Source organism: Rhizobium mulingense, from assembly GCF_029194105.1.
GTDB lineage: Bacteria > Pseudomonadota > Alphaproteobacteria > Rhizobiales > Rhizobiaceae > Rhizobium > Rhizobium mulingense.
In genome coordinates this window covers 136,750-162,958 of sequence record NZ_JARFVE010000010.1, presented here as the reverse complement: position 1 = coordinate 162,958, position 26,209 = coordinate 136,750, and the positions used below count along the sequence as shown (strand labels likewise).

25 protein-coding genes are annotated in these 26,209 nt (G+C 61.6%); 9 read left to right on the top strand and 16 right to left on the bottom strand.

Annotated features, from left to right (window positions below):
- Positions 1-8 precede the first annotated feature (8 nt).
- The 9 genes from alr to PYR71_RS21945 form a co-directional block, all read right to left on the bottom strand.
- Positions 9-1,169 carry an alanine racemase gene (gene alr, locus PYR71_RS21985; protein ID WP_275620814.1) on the bottom strand — a complete coding sequence of 387 codons (1,161 nt, stop codon included), beginning with the start codon at positions 1,167-1,169 and terminating at the stop codon, positions 9-11.
- Between the two features lie 119 nt (positions 1,170-1,288).
- The gene (locus PYR71_RS21980; protein ID WP_275620854.1) at positions 1,289-2,785 is read right to left on the bottom strand and encodes a replicative DNA helicase; all 1,497 of its coding nucleotides are present in this window, start codon (positions 2,783-2,785) and stop codon (positions 1,289-1,291) included.
- A 370-nt stretch (positions 2,786-3,155) separates the two neighbouring features.
- Positions 3,156-3,734: a 50S ribosomal protein L9 gene (gene rplI, locus PYR71_RS21975; protein ID WP_183915081.1), complete on the bottom strand. Its 579-nt coding sequence runs from the start codon at positions 3,732-3,734 to the stop codon at positions 3,156-3,158.
- Positions 3,735-3,755: 21 nt separating this feature from the next.
- On the bottom strand, positions 3,756-4,742 hold the full coding sequence (locus PYR71_RS21970) for a DUF2232 domain-containing protein (RefSeq protein WP_275620813.1): 987 nt from the start codon (positions 4,740-4,742) through the stop codon (positions 3,756-3,758).
- A 147-nt stretch (positions 4,743-4,889) separates the two neighbouring features.
- On the bottom strand, positions 4,890-5,138 hold the full coding sequence (gene rpsR / locus PYR71_RS21965) for a 30S ribosomal protein S18 (protein WP_004680498.1): 249 nt from the start codon (positions 5,136-5,138) through the stop codon (positions 4,890-4,892).
- 12 nt (positions 5,139-5,150) lie between these two features.
- Entirely contained in the window at positions 5,151-5,609 is a 459-nt protein-coding gene (gene rpsF / locus PYR71_RS21960) for a 30S ribosomal protein S6 (protein WP_004680499.1), read from the bottom strand.
- A gap of 255 nt (positions 5,610-5,864) precedes the next feature.
- A complete protein-coding gene (locus tag PYR71_RS21955) occupies positions 5,865-6,221 on the bottom strand; it encodes a hypothetical protein (RefSeq protein WP_275620812.1) in 357 nt (118 codons plus the stop codon).
- A 98-nt stretch (positions 6,222-6,319) separates the two neighbouring features.
- On the bottom strand, positions 6,320-7,639 hold the full coding sequence (locus tag PYR71_RS21950) for a hypothetical protein (protein ID WP_275620811.1): 1,320 nt from the start codon (positions 7,637-7,639) through the stop codon (positions 6,320-6,322).
- A gap of 190 nt (positions 7,640-7,829) precedes the next feature.
- Positions 7,830-8,873: an aldo/keto reductase gene (locus tag PYR71_RS21945; protein WP_275620810.1), complete on the bottom strand. Its 1,044-nt coding sequence runs from the start codon at positions 8,871-8,873 to the stop codon at positions 7,830-7,832.
- A gap of 208 nt (positions 8,874-9,081) precedes the next feature.
- On the opposite strand from PYR71_RS21945, the gene fabD reads away from it, so the two are divergent.
- The 7 genes from fabD (at position 9,082) to gmk (ending at position 15,593) form a co-directional block, all read left to right on the top strand.
- Entirely contained in the window at positions 9,082-10,026 is a 945-nt protein-coding gene (gene fabD, locus PYR71_RS21940; RefSeq protein WP_275620809.1) for an ACP S-malonyltransferase, read from the top strand.
- 30 nt (positions 10,027-10,056) lie between these two features.
- The gene (gene fabG, locus PYR71_RS21935) at positions 10,057-10,794 is read left to right on the top strand and encodes a 3-oxoacyl-[acyl-carrier-protein] reductase (RefSeq protein WP_010061153.1); all 738 of its coding nucleotides are present in this window, start codon (positions 10,057-10,059) and stop codon (positions 10,792-10,794) included.
- A 286-nt stretch (positions 10,795-11,080) separates the two neighbouring features.
- Positions 11,081-11,317 (top strand): acyl carrier protein, encoded by a 237-nt coding sequence (locus PYR71_RS21930; RefSeq protein WP_003547058.1) that lies wholly within the window; start codon positions 11,081-11,083, stop codon positions 11,315-11,317.
- 92 nt (positions 11,318-11,409) lie between these two features.
- Positions 11,410-12,672: a beta-ketoacyl-ACP synthase II gene (gene fabF / locus PYR71_RS21925; protein WP_183915068.1), complete on the top strand. Its 1,263-nt coding sequence runs from the start codon at positions 11,410-11,412 to the stop codon at positions 12,670-12,672.
- Between the two features lie 130 nt (positions 12,673-12,802).
- The gene (gene mltG, locus PYR71_RS21920; RefSeq protein ID WP_275620808.1) at positions 12,803-14,020 is read left to right on the top strand and encodes an endolytic transglycosylase MltG; all 1,218 of its coding nucleotides are present in this window, start codon (positions 12,803-12,805) and stop codon (positions 14,018-14,020) included.
- A gap of 19 nt (positions 14,021-14,039) precedes the next feature.
- A complete protein-coding gene (locus tag PYR71_RS21915) occupies positions 14,040-14,927 on the top strand; it encodes a YicC/YloC family endoribonuclease (RefSeq protein ID WP_275620807.1) in 888 nt (295 codons plus the stop codon).
- A 3-nt stretch (positions 14,928-14,930) separates the two neighbouring features.
- Positions 14,931-15,593 (top strand): guanylate kinase, encoded by a 663-nt coding sequence (gene gmk, locus PYR71_RS21910; protein ID WP_097580303.1) that lies wholly within the window; start codon positions 14,931-14,933, stop codon positions 15,591-15,593.
- A 44-nt stretch (positions 15,594-15,637) separates the two neighbouring features.
- On the opposite strand, the gene rsmA is transcribed toward gmk, so the two are convergent.
- The 7 genes from rsmA to PYR71_RS21875 form a co-directional block, all read right to left on the bottom strand.
- Positions 15,638-16,465 carry a 16S rRNA (adenine(1518)-N(6)/adenine(1519)-N(6))-dimethyltransferase RsmA gene (rsmA, locus tag PYR71_RS21905; protein WP_275620806.1) on the bottom strand — a complete coding sequence of 276 codons (828 nt, stop codon included), beginning with the start codon at positions 16,463-16,465 and terminating at the stop codon, positions 15,638-15,640.
- The gene (gene pdxA, locus PYR71_RS21900) at positions 16,465-17,493 is read right to left on the bottom strand and encodes a 4-hydroxythreonine-4-phosphate dehydrogenase PdxA (protein ID WP_275620805.1); all 1,029 of its coding nucleotides are present in this window, start codon (positions 17,491-17,493) and stop codon (positions 16,465-16,467) included. The genes rsmA and pdxA overlap by 1 nt, the downstream gene beginning before the upstream one ends.
- Before the next feature lie 6 nt (positions 17,494-17,499).
- On the bottom strand, positions 17,500-18,444 hold the full coding sequence (locus tag PYR71_RS21895) for a SurA N-terminal domain-containing protein (RefSeq protein ID WP_275620804.1): 945 nt from the start codon (positions 18,442-18,444) through the stop codon (positions 17,500-17,502).
- Positions 18,445-18,628: 184 nt separating this feature from the next.
- Positions 18,629-20,959, bottom strand: a complete 2,331-nt coding sequence (locus tag PYR71_RS21890; RefSeq protein WP_275620803.1) for an LPS-assembly protein LptD — start codon at positions 20,957-20,959, stop codon at positions 18,629-18,631.
- Complete coding sequence (gene lptG, locus PYR71_RS21885) at positions 20,959-22,047, bottom strand: LPS export ABC transporter permease LptG (RefSeq protein WP_064682109.1); 1,089 nt, start codon at positions 22,045-22,047, stop codon at positions 20,959-20,961. Before lptG ends, PYR71_RS21890 begins: the two co-directional genes overlap by 1 nt.
- On the bottom strand, positions 22,044-23,225 hold the full coding sequence (lptF, locus tag PYR71_RS21880) for an LPS export ABC transporter permease LptF (RefSeq protein ID WP_183915055.1): 1,182 nt from the start codon (positions 23,223-23,225) through the stop codon (positions 22,044-22,046). The genes lptG and lptF overlap by 4 nt, the downstream gene beginning before the upstream one ends.
- Positions 23,226-23,325: 100 nt before the next feature.
- Positions 23,326-24,099, bottom strand: coding sequence for a phosphatase PAP2 family protein (locus tag PYR71_RS21875; protein WP_275620802.1), 774 nt, complete (start codon positions 24,097-24,099; stop codon positions 23,326-23,328).
- A gap of 144 nt (positions 24,100-24,243) precedes the next feature.
- Here PYR71_RS21875 and PYR71_RS21870 point away from each other — a divergent pair, with 144 nt between their 5' ends.
- Positions 24,244-25,734 carry a leucyl aminopeptidase gene (locus PYR71_RS21870; RefSeq protein WP_275620801.1) on the top strand — a complete coding sequence of 497 codons (1,491 nt, stop codon included), beginning with the start codon at positions 24,244-24,246 and terminating at the stop codon, positions 25,732-25,734.
- The gene (locus PYR71_RS21865; protein ID WP_275620800.1) at positions 25,734-26,183 is read left to right on the top strand and encodes a DNA polymerase III subunit chi; all 450 of its coding nucleotides are present in this window, start codon (positions 25,734-25,736) and stop codon (positions 26,181-26,183) included. Before PYR71_RS21870 ends, PYR71_RS21865 begins: the two co-directional genes overlap by 1 nt.
- The last annotated feature ends 26 nt before the right edge of the window (positions 26,184-26,209 follow it).

Below are 26,209 nucleotides of genomic sequence, written 5' to 3'. Positions count from 1 at the left end.
GACAAACACTACTCTTCGGCTACATAGCGCCGTTCGTGGCGAAGCCCCATACTGGTCAGAATCTCATATCCGATCGTTCCTGCCGCGCGTGCCACCTCGTCCAGAGCCATATTCTTTCCGAACAGCTCGACATAGTCCCCGGCGCGCACCGCGTTTTCAGGCAGATCGGTGACGTCGAAGATCGTCAGATCCATGGTGATCCGGCCGGCGACCGGAACCTTGTGTCCGGCGATGAAGCCATGTCCGCCCTGCGGCACGGCCTGGCGCAGCGGCACGCCGCCGCTCGACTGGCTGCGCATATAGCCGTCGGCATAACCGGCCGAGACGATCGCCAGCCGGCTGTCGCGGCGCAACTCCAGCGCCCGCCCGTAGCTGACGCTCTCACCGGCTTCGACGCTGCGCACCTGGATGACGCGCGCCTCAGCGGTGGCGACCGGGCGCATCGGGTTCGCCATGCCGAAGACAGCTTCGCCGCCATAGAGCGCGATGCCGGGGCGGGTCAGGTTGAAGTGATAGTCCTCGCCGAGAAAGATGCCCGCCGAGGCGGCAAGGCTTGAATCGATGCCTTCATAGGCGGCGGTAACCCTGCGGAATGATTCGAGCTGTTGCCGGTTCATGACGTGGGTGGGATCGTCTCCGCAGGCGAGGTGGCTCATGACAAGCACCGGTGCGAAGCTTGCCGGCCGTGACACGTCGTCAGCAAGCGCGATCGCATCGTCGATACGCAGCCCTAGCCGGCTGAAGCCGGTGTCGACATGCAGCGCGCAAGGGTAATCGCCATAATCGGCAAGCACCGCCATCCAGAAGGCGAACTGCTCGTCGGAGGAAATCACCGGCACCAGGTCATTGTCGAAGAAGCGCCGTTCCGTGCCCGGCCATATGCCTGCCAGCACGAAGATGCGCGCATCCGGCGCATAGAGGCGAAGTGTCACGCCCTCATCGACGGTCGCGACGAAGAAATCCCGTGCGCCTGCCGTGTAGAGCGCTTCGCCGGTATCCTCGATGCCGAGGCCGTAGGCATCGGCCTTGACAACGGCTGCGGCGCGCGCGGCGCCCGAACGGCGCGCCATGTCGCGCCAGTTTTCCGTCAGCGCGCTGAGGTCGACGGTCAGCCGCAGACCCGCCGAGGCAAAATTGTCGTCGTCTGAGGCGTCCAGAAATTCGCTCATGATCCCCGTCGAAAAAGAGGCCGGAGAAGGATTCTCCGGCCAGTCTAAAGCTCAACCCTGTCGAGGGAAAGGCCGAGGCCGGATGACAGCCGCACCGTGATCAATGCTCTTCATCGTGATCAATGCTCTTCATATTGTATGAAGGAGGGATCGGCGAGATCGGCAAAACGCGTGAATTCCGCCTGGAAGGCGAGCTTCACCGTGCCCGTCGGGCCGTGACGCTGCTTGGCTATGATGACGTCGGCCGTGCCCTTCACCTTGTCGAACAGCGCTTCCCATTCCGGATATTTCGGATCATGGGGATCGCGCGGCTCCTGGTTCTTGACGTAGTATTCCTCGCGGAACACGAAGAGCACGACGTCGGCGTCCTGCTCGATCGAACCGGATTCACGAAGGTCGGAAAGCTGCGGCCGCTTGTCGTCACGGCTTTCGACCTGACGCGACAGCTGCGACAGCGCGATGATCGGAACGTTGAGCTCCTTGCCGAGCGCCTTCAGGCCAGTGGTGATCTGGGTGATTTCCTGGACGCGATTGTCGCTCGATTTGCCCGAACCGGTCATCAGCTGCACGTAGTCGACCACCAGCACGTCGAGGCCGCGCTGACGCTTGAGACGGCGCGCGCGCGCCGAAAGTTGGGCGATCGAGATGCCGCCGGTCTGGTCGATATAGAGCGGCACCTTCTGCATCATCATCGAGCAGGCGACGAGCTTTTCGAAATCGGCATCGTTGATGTCGCCGCGGCGGATCTTCGAGGAGGAGACTTCCGTCTGTTCGGAGATGATACGGGTGGCGAGCTGTTCTGACGACATTTCGAGCGAGTAGAAGCCGACGACGCCGCCATTCTTAGCCTTCATGCTGCCGTCCGACTGCACTTCGCCCTCGTAGGCGGCGGCGATATTGTAGGCGATGTTGGTGGCAAGCGAGGTCTTGCCCATGCCGGGGCGTCCGGCGAGGATGATCAAGTCCGAACGCTGCAGGCCGCCCATCTTGGCATCAAGCGAATGGATGCCGGTGGAAATGCCGGAAAGGCCACCGTCGCGTTCCTTGGCGACGGCCGCCATGTCAATGGCGAGCGCCACGGCATCGTTGAAGGACTGGAAGCCGCCATCGTAACGGCCATTTTCGGCGAGCTCGAAGAGCCGGCGTTCGGTATCCTCGATTTGCGACTGCGGTGGCATGTCGAGCGGCGCGTCATAGGCGATGTTGACGACGTCCTCGCCGATGGTGATCAGCGCCCGGCGCAGCGCGAGATCATAGATCGCCCGGCCGTAATCCTCGGCGTTGATGACGGTGACGGCATTGCTGACGAGGCTTGCCAGATATTGCGAAACCGTCATCTCGCCGACCTTCTCGTCGGCCTTGAGGAAGGTCTTGATCGTCACCGGGTTGGCGATCTTGCCCATGCGGATGATGTCGCCGGCGACCTCGAAGATCTTCCGGTGCAGCGGTTCGTAGAGATGGATCGGCTTGAGGAAATCGGACACCCGATAATAGGCGTCGTTGTTCATCAGGATGGCACCCAGAAGCGCCTGCTCAGCTTCGATGTTGTTGGGTGCTTCGCGATAATGCTGCTCCGAGGGAGCAACGGCTGCAATCTTTCGAGCGGCGTCGTTCATCATCATCCGTTCTGTCTTTTTCCAACTCCGGATTTGCAATTCCGGATGGAGAAAATCAAGGGGCTGCAAAGGAGCGGAGGCCCGCATCGCCTTAATCTCGAACGCTGTGCACGTTGTTCGACTTCTCCACAGTCCTCAGCGACACAAGCGAGAAATACCGGAAGTGTCACCCTGAGGACACGGCACGGAGCCGACTCAGCTCATTCGTTCCGGAGATGGACATGGTAACGCGATGACATCGGGCACGCAGCAAAAACATCAGGAAATCCCCGGTAAAAGGTGTCTCCCCGGTTGTTTCCCATGAAGCGGACGAACGAAAAAGCCCGGCGCAACGGCCGGGCTTCCTGTCGCGGATTGTGTCCGACGAACCTTATGCTTCGTCTTCGTCGATGCCGTCGGCTTCCGGATCGAAGAAATCTTCCGGACGCAGCGCGTCTTCGTCGACGCCGTAGATCGCGTCGACCGAGGTGAGTTCTTCGCCCTTGGCCTGGCGCTCAGCCTCTTCGGCGGAACGGGCAACGTTCAGCTCGACATGGATTTCGACTTCGGCATGCAGCTGCAGCTCGACCTTGTGCAGGCCGATCGCCTTGATCGGCGTGTTCAGGTGCACCTGGTTGCGGCCGATGTTGAAGCCTTCGGCGGCGAGAATCTCGACGACGTCACGGGCAGCGACCGAGCCGTAGAGCTGGCCGGTTTCGCCGGCGGAGCGCACGACGATGAAGGACTTGCCGTCGAGAACGTCGGCGACCTTCTGGGCTTCCGACTTGCGCTCGAGGTTGCGGGCTTCAAGTGTCGCGCGCTCGGCTTCGAAGCGGGTCTTGTTGGCGGCGTTGGCGCGCAGCGCCTTGCCGAGCGGCAGCAGGTAGTTACGGGCAAAGCCGTCGCGAACCTTTACGGTTTCGCCCATCTGGCCGAGCTTGGAGATGCGTTCGAGAAGGATGACTTCCATTTTCTTTTCCTTTCTTGTGTCTCAGATTTTCGTATCGGATTGTTTCGGGGTATCGGCATCTTTCGTCGGGGTCAGCGCGATCGCCTTGCGCGTATCGCTAAGACCCACGACCAGGATGAGGAGGGCTGGCAGCAGCATGAGCATCGAAGCCAGGTAGCAGAGGATGAGGGCCGGCAAACGCCAGTCCTTGCCGCGCGTGCGGAAATGCAGCGAGGCGAATCCGGAGAGCATGAAGCCAGCGCCGAAAGTGCCGATCACGGTTGCGCCGATCAGCGCCGGAACGCCGCCGAAGAAGCAGGCGGCAAGCCCGGCCAGGAAGATGAAGATCGAGTTGCGGTTCATGCGCAGCGACGAGGGAATGTCCTCGCGGGGGCGAAGGCCGCGGCCGGATGCTGCGACAATGCGCACCGCGAAATAATAGGCTGCGAACAGCATCGTCACCCACATGCCGCCCTGCAAAGCCGGCAGCATCAGCAAGATCACCGATTTGGTCTGCGCGGTCGCCGCCGGATCCGGCATGAATTCCGGCTGCTGCTGCTTGACCGAGGCAATCAGCAGGTCGACGATCGAATCGGTGATCTCGGGCCCGTAGCCGATCATCACACCGATGACGATGACGGCGAACGTCACCAGGCCGCAAAGATGCAGCAGGATATCGGAGAGCGGATACCAGGCGAGCAGGTGGTCCGGACCGCCGAGTTCGGATGCGGGGCGGGCGAGATTGGCGAGGTGGCTGAGCCAGCCGGCCGGCAGCAGCGTCACCAGCGTCATGATCAGCGCGAAGGAGGGCGAGATGAAGACCGCGCCGAGTGCGGCTGCAGTGACGACGGCCACAATCGCGGCGACATTGCCCCAGCCGAGCCCGACAAGCAGGATCGGCAGTGCCGAAGCAGTATAGAGGAGCGCACTGAAAAACGACGGCTGCACGCTCGCGCCCAGCACCAGCAGGGCAGCGGTCAAGCCGGCGAGTGCGCCGGTCAGCAGCGTTTTAAGATCCAGTCGTTTCAAGGTCGCTGTCCTGCTTCATCAAGCAGTTAGAGGATGTTGCTGAATCGAATTCAGAAACGTCTCAACATGGGTTTTAACAGTTCCGATCCGCGCCCATCGCGGAAGGGAGCAACCCCCGGATCAGAAATCCGGGGGTCACATATTCTATTAGGCGACGACGTACGGCAGCAGGCCGAGGAAACGGGCGCGCTTGATCGCCTGGGCGAGTTCGCGCTGCTTCTTCTGGGAAACGGCCGTGATGCGGGACGGAACGATCTTGCCGCGCTCGGAAATGTAGCGCTGCAGCAGGCGGACGTCCTTGTAGTCGATCCGCGGAGCGTTTGCGCCGGAGAACGGGCAGGTCTTGCGGCGGCGATGGAACGGGCGGCGGACCGGTGCGGAGGAAGCTTCAGACATTCTTATATCTCCTTATGCACGGTCTTCGCGGGGGGCGCGATCCGGACGCGGGCCACGCTGGAAGTCGCCGTCACGGCGCGGCGGACGGTCACCGAATTCGCGGCGCGGGCCACGGTCGCCGCCTTCACGCGGGCCGCGGTCGTCGCGGTCGCGCTTCTGCAGCATGGCAGACGGGCCTTCTTCGTGCTTTTCGACGGCGATGGTCATGTAGCGAAGGACGTCTTCGCTGATGCGCATCTGGCGTTCCATTTCCTGGATCGCAGCAGCCGGGGCATCAATGTCCATCAGCGCATAGTGCGCCTTACGGTTCTTCTTGATGCGGTAGGTGAGGGACTTGAGGCCCCAATTCTCGATACGCCCGACCTTGCCGCCGTTTGCTTCGATCACACCCTTGTACTGTTCTACGAGGGCATCGACCTGCTGAGCGGAAATATCCTGCCGGGCAAGGAATACATGTTCATAAAGAGCCATGACAGCTTTGCCTTTCTTGCGTTTGGTTCAACCCGGTATTCGGCGGCTAAGCCTCAACGACTGCTCCTGATTGGGCTGACCCAGGCAAGAAAAGCGTTTCCGAGACGGTCGAGAGCGGAGACACGGGAGGCTGGAACGCTTCCGTTCCGAACGATTTCCGAGAGGAAACCGGCCCTCCGTTCAGCCACCAGCCAGAAGACCGGGCTAACGAACAGGCGCGCTTATACGGATTTTTGCGCGAAACGCAAGGGACAGTCAGCATTGTTCTCGCGGCGAGTTCAACAAAGGTAGTCCTGCTTTGCGTAAACCGTCGACGAAATGGTCGTAGTGGTTGGTGGCGACATATGGTGTCAGAAACTTCCAGTAGTGTTCGAGGTCCATCGGTGCGTGTGCTAGAATTTCCGGTATTAGCCGCCGCGCTTCGTCGTGGCGATCGAGCTGTCCTAGACTCGCGAGGAGCACGAGTCGGTTGAAATAGGCGCGGCGGAGCGACAGTCCGCGTTCGGAATAGTGAGTGGCCTCCTCGTAGTTGCCGAGATGGTAATGAGACAACGCTAGTCGGTCGAAAAAGAGATAGGTAAAGGGGTCATGCGGACTGAGCCGCAGGGCCATGTGGAGCGGGTCGCAGGCTTCGGCGAAATGGCCGGCGAAAATGCGAGCCCATCCAACGCCATATGCGCTAGTGCAAAATTGGGGTTGAGATCGATCGCCTACTGGGACGCCTCGACCGCGGCTGGAGCGTTATGGGCCGCAAAATGGCCGAGGCACATAACATAATGAGAGTAGGGATCGCGCGGGTCGAGCGCGACAGCACGCTCTGCCTCGAGGCGAAGTTCAGTACTGTCCCTGTCGACGTCGTCGCTGAAGCCGCGGAGACAGCGGGCGTAGAGCGAGCGGGCCAACATCATGTGGGCGCGCGCAAAGCTGGGATCGAGTTCGATGGCTCGCCGATGCCAGATGATGGCCTCGGTGAAATGCTCGGCCGTATCCTGTGCGTTATGCAGCCAGGTGCCGCGCATGTGGCTCTCGTAGGCATCCAGGTTGTCCGTGGTTCGCAGCAGCGCACGGCGTCTCTCGCCGATAAGGATTTCAGGCTCGATGGCCCCGACGACGTTTTGGGTAAGTTCGTCCTGAATGGCGAAGATATCGGCGATTTCACGGTCGTAGCGTTGTGCCCAGAGGTGCACGCCGCTTTCCGCCTCGATCAACTGGGTTGTGACGCGAATACGCATCCCGACCCTGCGCACGCTGCCTTCTACGATATAGCGCACGCCGAGATCGCGCCCGATTTGCTTCACATCAACCGCGCGCCCCTTAAACACAAAGGACGAGTTCTGAGCGATGACGAAAAACCAGCGATAAAGCGAGAGCGCCGTGATGATGTCTTCGGTCAAGCCATCGGCGAAGAACTCCTGCTCCGGGTCATCGGACATGTTGACGAAGGGTAATACGGCGATCGAGGGTTTGTCAGGCAGTCTGAGTGGTCCGCCGAGCACCCCCGCTTCAACAGGATCCTCGCGGCTCCAGTCAACTCGATGCACGGGCACGGGGCGGGGAATGTTTTTCAGAGCGCGATCGCCCATCGACACGAGCGGAAAGTCCAGCTTGCCCTCGATCTGCTCCCGCAAAGCCCCGGAAATGCAGATACCTGAAGGCAGCGCCACTTCTTGAAGGCGGGCGGCGACGTTCACGCCGTCGCCAAGCAAGTTGTCTCCGGAGACGACGACATCGCCGAGGTTGAGCCCAAGGCGGAACTCCATGCGTCGATCCACAGGCAGGTCCGCATTTCGGCGATGGAGGGCGCGCTGGATCGCGACGGCTGCACGGACGCCTTGTACTGCGCTGTGGAATTCGGCGACCACGCTATCTCCGGCGCTGCCGAAAATCCGCCCGCCATGCTCGCGCACCAGATCACCGATGGTGGCGCCATAGACACTGAGTGTCGCAAGGGCGTCTTCCTCGTTGGCTGCAACAAGGCGAGTGTAACCGGCAACGTCGCCGGCAAGTATCACTGCTAGCTTTCGTTCCACGGGGTGAGCGCTCCTGCGGCGCCGCCAGAACTATATAAATCTAGCTGAAATGCCGAGAACGGAGAAGCGAAATCGCCTCCGGAGCGTGAACTCGTCGTTGCAGTTCGTGGTGCGAGGGCTGGGCGATGTTCGCTCGGCGGGAGGGTTCCGACCGCGAATGGCCGCATCGATTGCGGGATCTCCGTTTGCCTCACATCGGCATCGGGTACTGGCGGTGAACCTTTTCGATTTCAGCCAAAACCTCGATCGACAGCTTGAGATTGACGGAACTCAGGTCAGTATCGAGCTGTTTCATCGACGTCGCGCCGATGATGACCGATGTCATGAAGGGTCTCGACAGGCAGAAGGCGAGCGCCATGGCCGCCGGGTCGAGACCGTATCGGACAGCGATTTCCAGATAGGCCTTGGTTGCCGGCTCCTGCAGCGGCTGCAGGCGACCGCCGATGTCGGGATTGATCGAAGCGCGCGACCCCTTCGGCCTGCCGCCATCGACATATTTGCCGGTCAGTATGCCGCCGGCGAGCGGTGAATAGGCGAGTAGTCCGACGTCCTCGTGGTGCGAGAGCTCGGCGAGATCGAGGTCGAAATGGCGGTAGAGCAGATTGTATTCGTTCTGGACGCTGGCGACGCGCGGCAGGCCCTTCTGTTCGGAGAGCGTCAGATATTTCTGTATGCCCCAGGTGGTTTCGTTGGAAAGGCCGATCGCGCGGATCTTGCCCTCCTTCACCAGCGCGCCGAGCGTCTCCAGAATCTCGAGCATGTTGGCGACGGCCTTCTCGCGATCCTGGGTGAACGGATTGTAGCCCCAGTTCTGGCGGAAGTGAAAATGGCCGCGGTTCGGCCAGTGGACTTGGTAGAGATCGACGTAATCGGTCTGCAGCCGCTTCAGGCTGGCTTCGAGCGCCAGGCGGACGTTTTTTGCATTCGCGCCCTCGCCGCCGCGCAGATAATCGCGGCCGCGGCCGGCGACCTTGGTGGCCAGGACGATATCGCTGCGCTTGCCTGATTTGCTGAACCAGCTGCCGATATAGTCTTCGGTCCAGCCCTGCGTTTCGGGCGAGACCGGCGTTGTCGGGTAGAGCTCGGCGGTATCGAAGAAATTGACGCCCTTTTCGACGGCGTAATCCATCTGCGCATGCGCGTCGGTTTCGCTATTCTGCGAGCCCCAGGTCATGGTGCCAAGGCAGATTTCTGAAACGGAAATATCTGTGCGGCCGAGTGACTTGTACTTCATGGAGAAAAAACCCTGGGAACGATCTGGAGATGGAAGCCTTGGGAGGACCGGGCAAATCTAGGCCGGATTCGACAGAGCGCAAGAGCAAAAACCGGGCTTTTGCGCCGGGGCGAAAGGCTTTGCGCAGAAGGTGCCGCCACTTGACTCTGCCGGAAAGAATGTCAATTGGAGGCAAAACAGCCTCAGGGGCGCAATCAGGGACATCAGAATGACCATTGCTTTCACTTTTCCCGGCCAGGGCAGTCAGGCCGTCGGCATGGGCAAGGATCTGGCCGAGAATTTCGCGGAAGCCCGCGCCGTTTTCGAAGAAGTCGACGAGGCGCTCGGTGAAAAGCTTTCGGACGTCATGTTCAACGGTCCGGAGGACACGTTGACCTTGACGGCGAACGCCCAACCGGCGCTGATGGCCGTCTCGATCGCCGTGGTCCGTGTTCTCCAAGCCAAGGGGCTGGATCTGAAGTCCAAGGTCGCCTATGTCGCGGGCCACTCGCTCGGCGAATATTCGGCACTTTGCGCCGCCGGCACCTTTTCACTCGCCGATACGGCGCGGCTGCTGCGCATTCGCGGCAATGCCATGCAGGCCGCCGTTCCCGTCGGCATCGGCGCCATGGCGGCGATCATCGGGCTGGAACATGCCGATGTCGCCGCCGTCTGCGAAGAGGCCGCCGCCACCGGCGCCTGCCAGATCGCCAACGACAATGGCGGAGGCCAGATCGTCATTTCGGGCGAGAAGGCAGCCGTCGAAAAGGCCGCCGGTCTGGCAACCGACAAGGGCGCCAAGCGCGCCATTCTGCTGCCCGTCTCGGCTCCCTTCCATTCCAAGCTGATGGCGCCTGCGGCCGAGGCCATGCGCGCGGCGCTGGCGACGGTCGCCAAGTCCGATCCGCTCGTGCCCCTCATCGCCAATGTTCGCGCCGCCCCTGTGACCGGTGCCGACGAGATCGCGAACCTCCTGGTCGAACAGGTGACCGGCCAGGTCCGCTGGCGCGAGACCGTGGAGTGGTTCGCCGGCAATGGCGTCACCACGCTTTATGAACTCGGTTCCGGCAAGGTGCTGACCGGTCTTGCTCGCCGCATCGACAAAACAGTCAACGGCATCTCCATCGGCGGCCCGGCGGATATCGACGCGGCCGTCGCCGCCCTCATGGCCTGATTGATATCTCCAGATATAAGGAACGTTTCCATGTTCGATCTTTCCGGCCGCAAGGCTCTCGTCACCGGCGCATCGGGTGGTATCGGCGAGGAAATCGCCCGCCTTCTTCATAAGCAGGGCGCCATCGTCGGCCTGCACGGCACCCGCGTCGAGAAGCTGGAAGCGCTGGCGGCCGAGCTCGGCGAGCGCGTCAAGATCTTCCCGGCCAACCTGTCGGACCGCGACGAGGTCAAGGCGCTCGGCCAGAAGGCCGAAGCCGAACTCGAAGGCGTCGATATCCTCGTCAATAATGCCGGCATCACCAGGGACGGCCTCTTCGTGCGCATGAGCGACGAGGACTGGGACGCCGTCCTCGAAGTCAATCTGACGTCGACGTTCCGCCTGACGCGCGAGTTGACGCACCCGATGATGCGCCGCCGTTATGGCCGCATCATCAACATCACCTCCGTCGTCGGCGTTACCGGCAATCCGGGGCAGGCCAACTATTGCGCCTCCAAGGCCGGCATGATCGGTTTCACCAAGTCGCTGGCGCAGGAAATCGCCACCCGCAACGTGACCGTCAACTGTGTCGCACCCGGCTTCATCGAAAGCGCCATGACCGGCAAGCTGAACGATAAGCAGAAGGAAGCTATCATGGGGGCGATCCCGATGAAGCGGATGGGCACGGGCGGCGAAGTCGCTTCGGCGGTTGCCTATCTTGCGTCCTCCGAGGCTGCCTACATGACCGGTCAGACGCTGCACGTAAACGGCGGCATGGCGATGATCTGAAACGACAAACCATCGGCGCAGGGATAATTCCGCCAATAGCATGTTGAGCAATCACGAAGCGTTGATTTTCTGGCTTTGCGGCAGACTTAAACCATGTTAAGCGGGCCATGACTGTGAACAGTCGTCCCGAGAAAGCAGACGGACCGGCGGGCTTTTCGCAAGCCTCGGAAATCTCTGAAGCCGGGTAAACGAGTTTGCCGAGGATGTCTGAATACATCGCAGGCTGAAACAGGGTAGGGGTGCCGCAACGGCATTCCGATCAGGACATAAGGTCGAGGAAACCGACATGAGCGATATCGCAGAACGCGTAAAGAAAATTGTTATTGATCATCTTGGCGTCGATGCCGACAAGGTCGTCGAGAGCGCCAGCTTTATCGACGATCTGGGCGCCGACTCGCTCGACACGGTCGAACTTGTCATGGCTTTCGAAGAAGAATTCGGCGTTGAAATCCCCGACGACGCTGCCGACTCGATCCTGACGGTTGGCGATGCAGTGAAGTTTATTGAGAAGGCCCAGGCCTGATCCTGTAGATTTGAGAAAGGGCGGGCCTGGAGTCCGCCCTTTTCTTTTCGGCCTATTTCTCCATAGAACATAAGAGACGGGGGAAGCACGCGATGAGACGTGTCGTCATCACTGGTACCGGCATGGTATCACCCTTGGGATGCGGGACTGAGGTGACGTGGTCGCGGCTGCTCGCCGGCCAGAACGGCGCCCGCCTCGTCACCGAATTCGAGGTCGACGACCTTCCCGCCAAGATCGCCTGCCGTATTCCGCTCGGTGACGGCGCCGACGGCACCTTCAATGTCGATCAGTGGATGGAGCCGAAGGAACAGCGCAAGGTCGATCCCTTTATCATCTACGGCATGGCCGCCGCCGACATGGCGCTTGCCGACGCGAACTGGCATCCCGAGAGCGACGAGGACCAGATCGCCACCGGCGTGCTGATCGGCTCCGGTATCGGCGGCATCGAAGGCATCGTCGAGGCAGGCTACACCCTGCGCGACAAGGGCCCGCGCCGTATCTCCCCCTTCTTCATTCCCGGCCGCCTGATCAATCTGGTTTCCGGTCAGGTGTCGATCCGCCACAAGCTGCGCGGACCCAATCATTCGGTCGTCACCGCCTGCTCGACGGGCGCGCATGCGATCGGCGATGCCGCGCGGCTGATCGCGCTTGGGGATGCCGACGTCATGGTCGCAGGCGGCACGGAATCCCCCGTCAGCCGCATTTCGCTCGCAGGCTTTGCCGCCTGCAAAGCGCTGTCGACCCAGCACAACGACGATCCGCAGAAGGCCTCGCGCCCCTATGACCGCGACCGAGACGGCTTCGTCATGGGCGAGGGCGCCGGCATCGTCGTGCTCGAAGAGCTGGAACATGCCAGGGCGCGCGGCGCCAGAATTTACGCCGAGGTCGTCGGTTACGGCCTATCGGGCGATGCCTATCATATCACCGCGCCGTCCGAAGACGGCGAGGGGGCCGGTCGCTGCATGGCGATGGCGCTGAAGCGCGCCGGGTTGACGCCGGCCGATATCGACTACATCAACGCCCATGGTACTTCGACCATGGCCGACACGATCGAACTCGGAGCGGTCGAGCGGCTGGTCGGCAATGCGGCGTCGAAGATCTCCATGTCCTCAACCAAGTCGGCGACCGGACACCTTCTCGGCGCGGCCGGCGCCATCGAGGCGATCTTCGCGACGCTGGCCATTCGTGACAATATCGCGCCGCCGACGCTCAATCTCGACAATCCCGAACGCGAGACGGCGATCGATCTTGTTCCGCACAAGGCGCGCGAGCGAGAAATCAACGTGGCCCTGTCCAATTCGTTCGGATTCGGCGGCACGAACGCGTCGCTCGTGCTGCGCCGTTACGCGCAGTAAAGGGCTTGCCATAGCGGGCGCGCTGGAGTTGAACGACCGGCAGCGGCTTCGTTGAACTGTGGCAGAACCTGCTTTTGCCGCATTGCTTCGCGAAATAGCGGAATGAGGGCCAAGTTTTAGAGGATTGCCGGTGAGCGATACGACGAACCAGAGCAACGACAGCCAAGCGCAGAAGGGACCGATCATCCCGAAGTCGCCGAACGAGGCCCTGCGTCCGGAGCGTGTTCCGGAGCCGCCGAAGCGCTCCAGGAACGCGCGCAGCCAGATCGTCCTCTTTCTGAACTTCATCATGACGATGGCGGTCCTGGTCTGCGTCGTCGCGGTCATCGCCTTCTACTACGCGACATCGACCTATCAGAGCCCGGGTCCGCTGCAGACGAACACCAATTTCATCGTCCGCAACGGCGCGGGTCTCGCCGAAATCGCTTCGAACCTCGAGCGCAATGCGATCATCTCCGATGCCCGCATCTTCCGATATCTGACGGCGACGCATCTTTCCGCCGGCGAGAGCTTGAAGGCGGGCGAATACGAGATCAAGGCGAAAGCCTCCATGAGCGATATCATGGAGCTGCTGAAATCGGGCAAGTCCATTCTCTATTCGGTATCCTTCCCCGAAGGCCTGACGGTTCGCCAGATGTTTGACCGGATGCTGCAGGATCCGGTCCTGGAAGGTGACCTGCCGGCCGCACTGCCGGCCGAAGGCAGCCTGCGTCCTGACACCTACAAGTTCTCGCGTGGCACCAAGCGTTCGGAAATCATCGAACAGATGGCGGCGGCACAGCAGAAGCTCGTCGATCAGGTCTGGGACAAGCGTGATTCCTCGCTGCCGCTGCGATCCAAGCAAGAATTCGTCACCCTCGCCTCCATCGTCGAGAAGGAGACCGGCGTTCCCGACGAACGTGCCCATGTCGCCTCCGTTTTCCTGAACCGGCTTGGCAAGGGCATGCGCCTGCAGTCCGATCCGACGATCATCTACGGGCTCTTCGGGGGCGAGGGAAAGCCGGCCGACCGGCCGATCTACCAGTCGGACCTGAAGCGGGACACGCCCTACAATACCTATGTCATCAAGGGTCTGCCGCCGACGCCGATCGCCAATCCCGGCAAGGATGCGCTGGAAGCCGTCGCCAACCCTTGGAAAACCCAGGATCTCTATTTCGTCGCCGACGGCACTGGCGGCCACGTTTTCGCCGCGACGCTCGAAGAGCACAATGCCAACGTCAAGCGCTGGCGCAAGCTCGAGGCTGACAAGGGTTCGGATCCGAACATTGCGGTCGATGGCCAGCCGGAAGAGCAGCCGGGCGAGAACGGCGCAACTGTCGTGCCGCCGAAGAAAAAGAAGATCAACTGACAGATTTCGGGAGGCTCGCATGGCTTTGCAGTCCATGACCGGTTTTGCGCGGCGCGAGGGAACGAGCGGCCGCTGGCGCTGGGCATGGGAGTTGCGCTCGGTCAACGGCAAGGGCTTCGACCTGCGCCTGCGCCTGCCGCCCGGCCTTGAACGCATGGAGGCGGAGGTCCGCCGCCTTGCCGGCGAAAGTTTCAGCCGCGGCAACCTGCAGGCTTCGCTTTCGGTCACTGCCGACGAGAACCGTTTCGAGGCGGTGCTGAACAGACAAGCGCTTGCCGCCGTGCTTGCGATGCGCGAGCAGCTGGTGGACGTAATCGATCCGGCGCCGCTGAAGCTCGATACGCTGCTTCTGGTGCGCGGCATCGTGGAGTTCCGCGAGGGTGAGGACGGCGAGGAGGCGCTGGCCGCCCGGGATGCCGATATTGCCGCCGGCCTCATGGGCGCGCTTGCCGACCTCCGGGCGATGCGCGAGCAGGAAGGCGCGGCGCTCTCCCGCATCCTTCTCGACCACGTCGCAACGATCGAGGGCCTGACGCGGACGATCGAGACGGATCCCTCGCGCTCGCCGCAGGAGATCGCCTCCCGGCTCGCGGCACAGGTCGCCTTGTTGATGGACGGCATGGCCGCGCTCGACCGCGACAGACTGCATGCCGAAGCCGCGCTGTTGGCGACCAAGGCGGATCTGCGCGAGGAAATCGACCGCCTGAAGGCGCATATCGCTGCAGCGCGCGATCTCCTGGTGAAAGGCGGACCTGCCGGACGCCGGCTGGACTTCCTTGCACAGGAATTTAACCGCGAATCGAATACCATCTGCTCGAAGTCGAATGCCTCGGCGGTTACCGCCGCCGGCATCGAGTTGAAAGTCGTGATCGACCAGTTCCGCGAGCAGGTCCAGAATTTGGAGTAGGACATGAAACCGGCGAAATCCTCGCCCGTGCAGATCGCCCGTCGCGGTCTGATGCTTGTCATCTCGTCGCCGTCCGGCGCCGGCAAGTCTACCATCGCGCGCACGCTGCTGGAGCAGGACAGGCAAATCGGCCTCTCCGTCAGCGTCACCACGCGGCAGCGCCGCCCGAGCGAAGTCGAGGATGTGCACTACCACTTCAAGAGTGTGCGCGAGTTCGAGCGGCTGCGCGATAGCGACGCGCTGCTCGAATGGGCCGAGGTGCATGGCAATTTCTATGGCACGCCCCGTGAGCCTGTGGAGCAAGCCATGGCCGAGGGACGTGACATGCTCTTCGACATCGACTGGCAGGGCGCCCAGCAATTGCAGGAGAAGATGTCGGCCGACGTCGTCTCGATCTTCGTGCTGCCGCCGACCATGACGGAACTCCAGTCGCGGCTGCATCGCCGCGCTGAGGATTCCGAGGAGGTCATCCAGACGCGTCTTGCCAACAGCCGCGCCGAGATCGGCCACTGGCGCGAATATGACTATGTCATCGTCAACGACGATCTCAACGCCGCCTTCGACTCCGTCCAGTCGATCGTCAAGGCCGAACGCCTGCGCCGCGACCGCCGCCATGGCATGTTCGATTTCGTCCGTGGATTGCTGGAAGAGACGCCGTCGCTCTAAATTAAAAGCATATCGCGCAAGGCTGCGCAGCGGTTGAGGGCGCTTTAAAGGCTGTTTGCCAGAAGGCAGAATTCCTCGACGGACAACGTCTCCGCTCGCCGCGCCGGATCGATCCCGGCCTTGACGAGCAAACTCTCGCCGCCGAGGGACTTCAGGCTCTGGCGCAGCATTTTGCGGCGCTGGCCGAAGGCGGCCTGCGTCACCCTTTCCAGATTGGCGACGGAGCAGGGGATGGGATTTTCCCGGGGCGTCAGATGCACCACCGTAGACGTCACCTTCGGCGGCGGCGTGAAGGCTTGCGGTGACACGTCAAAGGCCATGCGCGCCTCGGTCCGCCAGCCGCAGAGCACGCCGAGACGGCCGAAATGGTCGTCGTCCTCGCTGGCGACGATACGCTCGCCGACTTCCTTCTGAAACATCAGCGTCAGCGACTGCCAGAACGGCGGCCAAGCCCTCGGCAGCAGCCAGTTGACCAGCAACTGCGTGCCGACATTGTAGGGCAGGTTGGCGAGGATCTTGACCGGGCCTTCCGGCGCCAGGGACTCGAAATCCGTCTTCAGCGCATCGCCTTCGATCACCTCCAACCGGCCCGGATAGTGATCGGCGATCTCGGCGAGAGCCGGCAGGCAGCGCGTGTCCCGCTCGATGGCGACCACCTTCCTGGCGCCGAGGGCCAGGATCGCGCGCGTCAGCCCACCTGGGCCTGGGCCGACCTCGATCACGGTCGTTTCTTCGAGCGCGCCGGCCGTGCGGGCGATCTTCTGCGTCAGGTTGAGATCCAGCAGGAAGTTCTGCCCGAGCGCCTTTCGCGCATCGAGGCCGTGACGCTGAATGACGTCGCGAAGCGGCGGCAGGCCATCGAGTGCTGCCATCAGCGGCGGCTTTCCCAAGTGCGGCCGAGGTGAAAGGCGAGCTTCAGCGCCGCAACGAGGCTCTGCTCGCGCGCCAGCCCTTTGCCGGCAATGCCGAAAGCGGTGCCGTGATCCGGCGAGGTGCGCACGAACGGAAGTCCGAGCGTGACGTTGACGCTGTCGTCGAAGCCGAGCGCCTTGGCGGGGATCAGGGCCTGGTCGTGATACATGCAGATGGCGACGTCGTATCGCGCCCGCGCCTCGTCATGGAACATCGTATCGGCGGGCAGGGGGCCGATGGCGTCAATGCCCTCGTCGCGCAGGCGCTCGATGGCCGGGCGGATGACATCCTCGTCTTCCCTGCCGATCGTCCCGGTTTCACCGGCATGCGGATTGAGGCCGGCAACCGCGAGCCGCGGCGCATCGATACCGAAGCGCTGCCTCAGATCGTCGTGAGCGATCCTGCAGGTTTCCATGACCAATTCCTCCGTCAGCGCCTGCGGCACGTCCCGAAGCGGAATGTGAATGGTGACGGGAATGGCCCTGAGCTTCGGTCCGGACAGCATCATGACAGGGGTCACCGGGCTGCCGGTTGCCCTGGCAGCCAGATCGGCGAGAAATTCGGTATGGCCGGGAAAGCGGAAGCCCGCCTCATAGAGAACGGCCTTGGCGATCGGATTGGTGGCGACCGCGAGCGCCTCGCCTCCGATGACAAGCGATACGGCTTTTTCGATCGCCGCGATCGTGCCTTTCGCCGTTGCCACATGCGGTTCACCGGCCACGACCTCAATGCCAACAGGCACGTTGATGACGGGAAGCGCATCGGCAAACATGCCGATGGCCTCGTCGGCCCTGGCGATCTCACGGATGGAAACCGCCAGGTTGAGCTGGCGGGCTCGCAAGGCCAAGACATCAGGATCGCCGATCAGGAAAAAAGGCGGGAGCCCGAGTTCACGCCGCCGAAGCCAGGCCATCAGCGTGATATCCGGCCCGATGCCGGCGGGATCGCCCTGGCTCAGTGCAAGCGGTCGTGAGAACGGTGTCGCCATCGTCGGTCAGCGATAGGCGATCTGCGCCTTCTTGCGCAGTTCATCCAGGTATTTCTTGCTGTTCTCATTCTCCGGCGGACCGTTCTTGCCGGCCTTGGACTTGTCGAGATCCTCCTGACGGAAGACCATTTCAGCGGCCTGGTCGTCGGAGACCTGGCGCTGGCTGCAGATCGCCAGGTATTCGACGCCCTTGTCGGTAACGCGGGTGCCGGTCGTGTTGCCCTTGGCCTGCTCGACGAGCGGCTTCCAATCCGGCGGGATCTCGGGAGCGAGCATCCTGCCAAGGTCGCGCACTGCGACATCGCGCATCGTTGCGGCGAAGACCTTTGCCTGGTCGCAGCCGGGGAATTTCGAGCGCGACGCCTCGGCTTCGCCCTTTCGCTTGCCGGTGATGGCGGCGCGCTTGGCTTGCGGAATAACGAAGATGATCTGCTGCAGCATATATTCCGTCGTCACCGGCTTCTGCTTGTTGTTCTGCATCATGCGCGAGACGAGATCGTAATTCGACAGCCGCGAGGTCGAGCCGTAACGCGCATTGACGACACGCGGCCAGCTCATCTGCACGGCGATGAAGCCTTTGAAATGGTCGACGCCGACGCCGGCACGATCGAGGATCTGCGACATCTGCTCGACGGAAAGCTTGTTGCCGGCCGAAAAGCGCGCGAAAGACGCATCGACGTCCTGCTGCGAAACCGACATATGGACGCGGGCGACCTCCTGCCGCTTGAGCGTTTCGTCGATCAACTGCTCCTTGGCGGTCTTGGCATCGGCTGCCGTATGCTGCAGGCGCAGGAACGCCTGTCGCTTGGCGACATCGCCGCTGGTGATGGCAGTGCCGTTCACCACGGCCTGGACTTCGCTTGCTGCCAGCGCCGGGCCGGCAAGGCCCGTCAGCAAGGCAAGCGCTGCGCCGGCGAGAAAGGCGGTTATGGCTTTTTTCGCGTCAATCATCTGTTGACCTCCCAATAGCGCCGCGAGACGTTGTTCGCGGCGTTCTTACCACAGTGCGAGACACGCGGAAATCGCTTCCGTCACGGCGCGAATCCCCTATGCCTCAGATATCGGCTGGCGGCAATGTCCTGCACAGGCTTACGGCGAAAGAATGACTTGCGGCCATGTTTACGCCGTCCGCCTGCTAGTTTGAGAGGGTATCGGAGCCGATCTTGATGTCGCCGAGCGTGCGGAACGTCAGCCGCGCGCCGATCGTCCAGTCGCTTGCCGACTCGTCTTCGGAATCCCTGCTGTCCGTATAGGCGATCGTGAAGATCGTGCATTCGTCCTCATAGGAAAGGCCGAGCGTCCGGCGACTGATCACATCATTGTTCAGATCCCAGGCGATGCCGCCGAAGATCGACCAGTAGTCCTTGAACTTGACTTTGCTGCTGGTCTGGATCTCGTCATTGTCCTCGGCGAAGCCGTAGGCCGGCTGGGCGCTGAGATGGGTGTAGGTCACCTGCGTCTGGAAGGTGTCGTTTTGGTATGCGGTCGTCAGGTCGCCGCGCCGGAACTCGAAATCCTTCTCGTCGAGACGATAGGAGGCGGCGACGGACACACCGTATGGCGTTTCGACCCCGCCGAGGCCGACATAATCGGAGCGGTCGGTTTCGAGGCCGGAATCCGCGCCGACATTGACGAGGTCATCGGTGGCGAACGAGTTCCGGCCGGCGATCTGATAGGACTGGCCGAAGATGCCGTGCAGCTTGTAACCGCTGTCGAACGTTCCGGTATACTGGACGCCGACATTGGCGCGGGTGCCGCCTTCAATACGGTCGTAGCCTGAGAACTTGTCACGATCGAAAAGCGACGTGGCATCGAAGACGAAGCTTTGTGCATCCTCGTTCGGCAGCCGGCCGGCGAGCTGCTCGTCGGGACGGGCGTAGATCTGCGCGATCGGCTCGAGGATATGCGTGCTGTTTTCCGTCGTCATCAGAATTGGATAACGCACCTCCAACCCGGCCGTGAGCATCGAACGGGTGGCGGAATTGTCGTCGAGGTAATTGCCGGCGTAACCGGTCGGATCGTTCATATTGAGCGCGAAAGCGTCGCCGCGCGCGGCCAGAAGCGGCGTGATCACCAGGCCGGTCGGCGTGACGTAGGTGCGTTTCCATTGAAGTTCGGCGGTCAGGCGCGACGTCTGGCCTTTCAGGCCGCGGAAGCGGTCGAATCCGTCGACAGTATAGAAGTCGCCATGTGTGCGCGAAATATTCGTCAGGTTGACATCCGCGGACAGTTCGCCGCCTGCAAGCGGCTGGGGAGCGACATAATGATAATCGAGGGCGGGATAGACGATCGCCTGCTGTTTTTCGGCGGTGTTCGTGCGGTCGGCATCCTGGACGTCGAAATAAAACGCCCGCATGTCGAAATAATTCCGTTTGCCGAGTCCGGTCAGGTATATCTGGTTCGTGCGATCCGTGCCGCTCAGACCGCGGAGCTTGTAGGTCTTCGAGAAATTGTTGTCGCTTTGCATCATGACGTCCCAGCCGAACGTCCAGCGCGGATTGATGCGGAACTCCGCCTTTGACGCCACCATGCCGCGCTGTTCGGCTTCGGCATCGCTCGTACCGGAGCTGAAATTGCCCGGGCTCGCTTGGTCGATGCCGGCGACGCGCAGGATATGCGTGCCGTTTTCGAAGCGCTGACGGAATTCGCCTTCGACGAGGAAGCCCTGGGCCGTGTAGCCGGTTGCGGTGACCGTCGCATCCATGCTCGGCGAGATCACGTAATAATAAGGAATGGAAAGACCGAAGCCGAGATTCTGCGACAGGCTCATCGTCGGGAACAGGAAGCCGGACTTGCGTTTCACCGTATTGTCGGGAACCTCGATGAATGGCACGAAGGCAATCGGGTAACCGAGCAGCTCGAAGCGGGCCCGCTCCAGACGGATCGTATGGGTCTCGCCGTTCTGGATCACGCGCTTGGCCTTGACCTGCCAGAAGGGCGCACGCTTCGGATCTTCGGCGCAGGGAAGGCAGGCGGTGTAGACGCCCTTGTTGAGAATCATCTTCGTGCCGCCGACACGCTCGCCGCTTTCGGCGACGATACGCGTATTGTCGGAGGTCTCGATGCGCAGCGAGTTCAGGAACCCGTCGGCAAAATTGTCGGTCACGTCTAGGTTGTCGGCGTAGATGCGGTTGCCGTCGGGACTGACGAGCTCGACATTGCCGATCGCCATCATCCGGCCGGTCTTCTGATTGTACTCGACCTTCTGCGCGACCATCTTGTAGCCGCCATAATTGATCTGCACGCCGCCGACCGCCGAGACGAGGTCGGCGTCACGATTATAGACGAGTTCATTGGCCGAAAGCAGCAGCTTGGCGCCTTCGGGAATCTTATTCTCGATATTTTGCTCAGGCGTGCTGGTCTGGCCGTAGGATGCCGGGGCGCTGCCGAAATAGGAACATAGAGCCGCACCGACAAGCAGGGCAACCAGTTGTTTACTAAAATACTTGCGGTCGCCTACCGCCACTAGCCGTCCTCCTGATGAAGCAAAATAGTCGCGCCCAAGGCCAGCGCGACGACCACCGGTATCCAGGTCGCCACGAAGGGAGGCACGACTCCACTGCTTCCGAATGCTTTTACAAGCACGGTGATGACATAAAGCATGAAGCCTGACAGGATTCCACCCAGAATCACGGGGCGGGATTGGTTGAACCGGCTAAATTTTAGGGACACTGTTGCAGCAATGAGAGTCATGGCCACCAGCAGCAATGGCTGGGACAACAGAGAGTTGAATTGCGTCTCCAATGCCTTGGTCGAGATGCCGAAGGATTTGGCCGCCGCGATGCGGTTGGAAAGGTCAAAGAAACCAATTGTTTCCGGCGCTGTCAGCCGCTCCTGGACGAAATCCTGTTTCAGATTGGTGCGAAGTTGGACCGAAGCTTTGCGCAGCGGGATTTCCCCAGGCTTACGCTCAACGACACCGTTAAGCTGCCAGTAACCATCTTCCAACTTTGCCGTGGCGGCATCCTGTCTCAGAATGACTCGGCCGCTTGAATCGAAATGGATCAACACGGCGTCAACCAGCTTGGTGCCGTTCTCCTGGACCGTCTGGGCGCCGATGATGACATCGTCGCGGCCGCTGATCTGGCGCAGCCACGGAATCTGCGGTGCCTTACGCAGAACCGCGTTTTCGCCGCGCCAGTCGGATTCGACGAGCAGTGCCTGGCGTTGCCCCCAGGCGGCAAGCGGGTTGAGCGCAGTCATCGTCAGCACGCCGAGCGCCAGCGAACCGGCAATGAAGGGAAACATGAACTGCCAGACCGAGATGCCGGCCGCGCGGGTAACGACGAGCTCATATTTGCGATTGAGCCCGATCAGCACCGTCATGCCGACGAAGAGCGCGATGAAGGGGATTGTCTGCTGCAGGATGAGCGGCAGGCGCACGGCGGTCATCACGATGCCGCCACCGATGGTGTAGCCGGGCAGGCCGGACATGCGGCCCGCCGTCTCGCTGAAATCGAGGAGAAAGGCGATCGCCGACACGCCGATCAGGAACCAGCCCGTCGTCGCCAGGTAGCGGCGAAAGAAATAACGCGACAATGTTCCGAACATCATTGGGCAGCGCCCCCGCCGGACCTGCTGGTCGCGGCAAGCAGTCTTTCCTGCGTGCGTCTCCAGGAAGCCGATATCCGCTCCCGGATGAACGAAGGCATGACAAGCCGCTTGTGCATGCTGAGGAAGATGATCGAAACGATGCTGCTGACGATCGGGATGGCGTAGAGAACGGCGATATATTCCGGATCGGTGTCGATTTGGTTCGCCGCGTAGAACGCAGCCCATCGGAACGCGAAGGCATAGGCGAGCGCGCTCACCATCGGATGCAGCCGTGCTTCGCGATGCGACCGCGCATCGCCGGCGATCGCCAGCGAAAACAGGGCAAAGACGACGGGCAGGATCCAGTCCGTCAGTCGCCGATGCAGTTCGGCGCGATAGCTCTGCGGCCGGATCGTATAGTCTTTGTCGTTCGGATCCGGATTGAACAGGAACCACAGGTCGCGGTCGCTGGCTTTCAGCGTCGCCTGACCGCGGCTCTCCGTCATGTCAGAGAGGTCGAAGGAATAGGAATCAAAATTGATGACCGAGACGTTGCCGTCTGGCGTTTTGCGATGCACCTCGCCGTCATGCATGATCAGCGTCGTGCCGGTGTCGTCGACCGCGCCTTCCTTGGCGTAATAGATCAGCTCGTAGGCCGGGTCCCGCTCGTCGGCGACGAACAGGCCCTTCAGCATGCGGCCCGCCAGACGCTTCGAGATCTGCACATAGAGCCCCTCGTCGATCTTGCGGAAGGTTTTTTCCTCGATAACCGAGGAGAGAAGATCGGCATAGGTTTCGGCGATCATCTGACGCGCCACGGTCTTTGCCCGCGGCTCGACGATATTGTCGACGAAGAAGGAAAAGACGCTGATGACGGCGGCAAGCAACAGGATCGGGCGGATCAGAATGCTGCGCCGTGCCCCGGCCGCGTCGATGACGGTCAGCTCGGAATCGTTGTTCATCGTCGTCAGCGTTTGGGTGATGGCGATGACAAGCGCGAAGGGCAGCACGACAGGAATGATCGACGGCAGGATCATCGTCGCCAGCTTGGCGAACGACCCGATCGACTGGCCGCTGTCGGTGACGAGGTTGATGCGCTGCAGCACCTGTGTCGTCCAAATGATCGCCAGCACGGGCAGGAGCGCCACGAGAAACATCTGGCCGACGCGCCGCAATATGTATGTCTCGAGTAGTTTCATGCCGGCCCTTGAAAGCACCTGCAGGCCCCAAACGGCTTGCAGGAGAATCCCTCTACGCTCTTTGTCGCGCTTTTGCGACAAGCAGGTGTCAAAAATTCATTCAAATTTCAGAATTTTTTTGGCTCTGTTGCGACTCAGTTAACGCCAGCAGCGCTGCGAAGACGACAAGCGAGGACAGCCATCCGAGCGTCACGTCGGAGAGGTAATGCGCGCCGAAGGATAGCCGCATGGCCGGCGTAAGGATCGAGATCGCGGCGATGGGCGGCACCAGCGCGTAGCGCAGCGATTTCGGGACGAAAAGCAGCAGGCAGAACAGCCATCCTGCGCTCGCCGCCTCGCCGGAGACGAAGGAGCAGTTTGAAACGCATTTGCCGGCAAGCGAACCGGCTTCGACGAAATGCAGGGCGCCGCCGAAAATATCCGTCTGCACCGGCCGCGGCCGGCCCCAATGTTCCTTCAGGATGACATTGACGAGCAGCACCGGCCCGATCAGCAGCGTTCCCAAGGCGACTTTGAGCTTGCGCGCCCGCTCGGCGTTGAAGGTTGCGCCGTGCTGCTGGTAACATTCGATGAGTTTCCACGCCATTACGATCGCGACGACATAGGGGAGGCGGAAGAAGATGGTGCGCAGCAGGTCGAAGTTTCCCGAGTCGCGATAGGGAAAGCCGCCGCAGATGCTTCCGGCAGAGACGGTCGCGTCGCACTCGGTGCCAACGAAAAAAAGCTGGGAAAAATAGATGTCGATCCCGGGGAAGGCGCGGAAGACGATCAGCAGCCCCCACCACGCCCAGAACAACAGCATGAATGCACCGAAACTCGTCTTCGGCAGGCGGATCACCGGGCCCCGCCATCGATTTTTCGAAAAAACTGCCAACGCGAATATCTACGAAACTGACGAAAACATGTGAGCCTGGACGGCCGCGGGCGACCATAACAAGTGTCGCAAGCCATTGACAGACCCGACAAACGCGAAATTATCCGCCAGGGACGGATTTCAGAGAATCCCAGCGGAGAAGACATGTCAGCAAAGTTTGAAATTTCATTCTCGAAGTCGGCGAAGCTCCATGGCGGGCTGGCGATCCTGCTGAAGACTGCAGAGGCCGACGGTGCAGCAGGCGCTGAAACGGCCGATCCGGCAGGCGTGATCGCCAAAGCTGCGAAGATCGCTCGATTCTCCGCTAAATCCATGGCCGCGCTCGATATCGTCGCCCCGGAAGGTGCGCCGGTCGAACGCATCGTCGTCCTCGGGCTTGGCAAGGCCGCCGAACTCACCGCCCACGACTGGCTGAAGGCCGGCGGTGCTGCGGCATCGAAAATCAAGAATACCGACAAGGCGGCCGTCTTCCTCGACGTTCCCGGCCTGACGACGGACGCGCGCGCGGCCGCCGATTTTGCGCTCGGCATGCTGCTACGGGGCTACAGCTTCGACGCCTATAAGACAAAGAAGAATGACGACGAGGAGAAACCGGCGAAACCCGTCAAGGTGACGATCGTCACCGCCGATGCGACCGGCGCCAAGAAGGCATTTTCCGATTCCGAAGCGATCGCAGGCGGCGTCAATCTTGCCCGTGACCTTGTCAACGAGCCGCCGAATGCACTTGGCCCCGTCGAATTCGCCGCCAGGGCAAAGGAGCTGGAAAAGCTCGGCGTCGACGTGGAAATCCTGACCGAGAAGGAAATGCGCCGTCTTGGCATGGGCGCCTTGCTCGGCGTCGCCCAGGGTTCCGTGCGCCCGCCGCGTCTCGCGATCATGCAGTGGAAAGGCGGCAAATCCAAGGATCGTCCCGTCGCCTTCATCGGCAAGGGCGTCGTCTTCGATACCGGTGGCATTTCCATCAAGCCGGCCGCCGGGATGGAAGACATGAAGGGCGATATGGGCGGCGCCGCAGCCGTGACCGGGCTGATGCATGTGCTCGCCTCCCGCAAGGCGGCCGTCAACGCCGTCGGCATCATCGGCCTGGTCGAGAACATGCCTGATGGCAACGCCCAGCGTCCCGGTGACATCGTCACCTCCATGTCCGGCCAGACGATCGAGGTGATCAATACCGATGCCGAGGGCCGCCTCGTGCTCTGCGACGCGCTCTGGTATTGCAATGATCGCTTCAAGCCGCAGTTCATGATCAATCTCGCCACCCTGACCGGCGCGATCGTCGTGGCGCTCGGCAATGTTCATGCCGGTCTGTTTTCCAATGACGATGAGCTTTCCGGCCAGCTGACGGCAGCCGGCCTTTCGACCAATGAGAAACTCTGGCGCATGCCGCTCGGCAAGGATTATGACAAGCTGATCGACAGCAAGTTCGCCGACATGAAGAACACCGGCGGCCGCCAGGCCGGCTCGATCACCGCGGCGCATTTCCTCAAGCGTTTTGTGCAGGAGACGCCCTGGGCGCATCTCGATATCGCCGGCACGGCGATGGGCTCGCCGCAGGACGAGATCAACCAGTCCTGGGGATCGGGTTTCGGCGTGCGCCTGCTCGACGAGCTCGTCCGCGCCCATTATGAAGCCTGATGACCGACATTCTCTTCTATCATCTGACCGAAACCAGGCTGGAAGACGCGCTTCCGCCGCTCATCGACAAAAGCGTCGAGCGCGGCTGGCGCGTCGCCGTTCAGACGCGTGAGCCGGCGCGGCGCGATGCCCTCGATGCGCATCTTTGGACGTTCCGCGAAGAGAGTTTCCTGCCGCACGGCACCGACCAGGCCGATTTCGCCGAGAACCAGCCGGTGCTTTTGACGGTCACGTCGGACAACGCCAATGCGGCGACGGTGCGTTTCATCGTCGACGGCGCCGAGCCGCCGCCGGCAGACCCTTACGAGCGCATCGTGTTCATGTTCGACGGTCACGATCAGGAGCAACTGGAAGCGGCGCGCGCGCAATGGAAGAGGCTGAAAGGCGAGGGGCATAACCTCACCTATTGGCAGCAGACGCCGGAAGGACGGTGGGAGAAGAAGGCCTGAGCAGGCCCCTCCAGGTCCTTGCCGTC

What these genes read in the sequence shown, in the direction of transcription:
- alr (WP_275620814.1), bottom strand. Translation starts at nt 1,169, where the DNA reads ATGAGCGAATTTCTGGACGCCTCAGACGACGACAATTTTGCCTCGGCG.
- PYR71_RS21980 (WP_275620854.1), bottom strand. Translation starts at nt 2,785, where the DNA reads ATGAACGACGCCGCTCGAAAGATTGCAGCCGTTGCTCCCTCGGAGCAG.
- rplI (WP_183915081.1), bottom strand. Translation starts at nt 3,734, where the DNA reads ATGGAAGTCATCCTTCTCGAACGCATCTCCAAGCTCGGCCAGATGGGC.
- rpsR (WP_004680498.1), bottom strand. Translation starts at nt 5,138, where the DNA reads ATGTCTGAAGCTTCCTCCGCACCGGTCCGCCGCCCGTTCCATCGCCGC.
- rpsF (WP_004680499.1), bottom strand. Translation starts at nt 5,609, where the DNA reads ATGGCTCTTTATGAACATGTATTCCTTGCCCGGCAGGATATTTCCGCT.
- PYR71_RS21955 (WP_275620812.1), bottom strand. Translation starts at nt 6,221, where the DNA reads ATGGCCCTGCGGCTCAGTCCGCATGACCCCTTTACCTATCTCTTTTTC.
- PYR71_RS21945 (WP_275620810.1), bottom strand. Translation starts at nt 8,873, where the DNA reads ATGAAGTACAAGTCACTCGGCCGCACAGATATTTCCGTTTCAGAAATC.
- fabD (WP_275620809.1), top strand. Translation starts at nt 9,082, where the DNA reads ATGACCATTGCTTTCACTTTTCCCGGCCAGGGCAGTCAGGCCGTCGGC.
- fabG (WP_010061153.1), top strand. Translation starts at nt 10,057, where the DNA reads ATGTTCGATCTTTCCGGCCGCAAGGCTCTCGTCACCGGCGCATCGGGT.
- PYR71_RS21930 (WP_003547058.1), top strand. Translation starts at nt 11,081, where the DNA reads ATGAGCGATATCGCAGAACGCGTAAAGAAAATTGTTATTGATCATCTT.
- fabF (WP_183915068.1), top strand. Translation starts at nt 11,410, where the DNA reads ATGAGACGTGTCGTCATCACTGGTACCGGCATGGTATCACCCTTGGGA.
- PYR71_RS21915 (WP_275620807.1), top strand. Translation starts at nt 14,040, where the DNA reads ATGGCTTTGCAGTCCATGACCGGTTTTGCGCGGCGCGAGGGAACGAGC.
- gmk (WP_097580303.1), top strand. Translation starts at nt 14,931, where the DNA reads ATGAAACCGGCGAAATCCTCGCCCGTGCAGATCGCCCGTCGCGGTCTG.
- rsmA (WP_275620806.1), bottom strand. Translation starts at nt 16,465, where the DNA reads ATGGCAGCACTCGATGGCCTGCCGCCGCTTCGCGACGTCATTCAGCGT.
- pdxA (WP_275620805.1), bottom strand. Translation starts at nt 17,493, where the DNA reads ATGGCGACACCGTTCTCACGACCGCTTGCACTGAGCCAGGGCGATCCC.
- PYR71_RS21895 (WP_275620804.1), bottom strand. Translation starts at nt 18,444, where the DNA reads ATGATTGACGCGAAAAAAGCCATAACCGCCTTTCTCGCCGGCGCAGCG.
- lptG (WP_064682109.1), bottom strand. Translation starts at nt 22,047, where the DNA reads ATGATGTTCGGAACATTGTCGCGTTATTTCTTTCGCCGCTACCTGGCG.
- lptF (WP_183915055.1), bottom strand. Translation starts at nt 23,225, where the DNA reads ATGAAACTACTCGAGACATACATATTGCGGCGCGTCGGCCAGATGTTT.
- PYR71_RS21870 (WP_275620801.1), top strand. Translation starts at nt 24,244, where the DNA reads ATGTCAGCAAAGTTTGAAATTTCATTCTCGAAGTCGGCGAAGCTCCAT.
- PYR71_RS21865 (WP_275620800.1), top strand. Translation starts at nt 25,734, where the DNA reads ATGACCGACATTCTCTTCTATCATCTGACCGAAACCAGGCTGGAAGAC.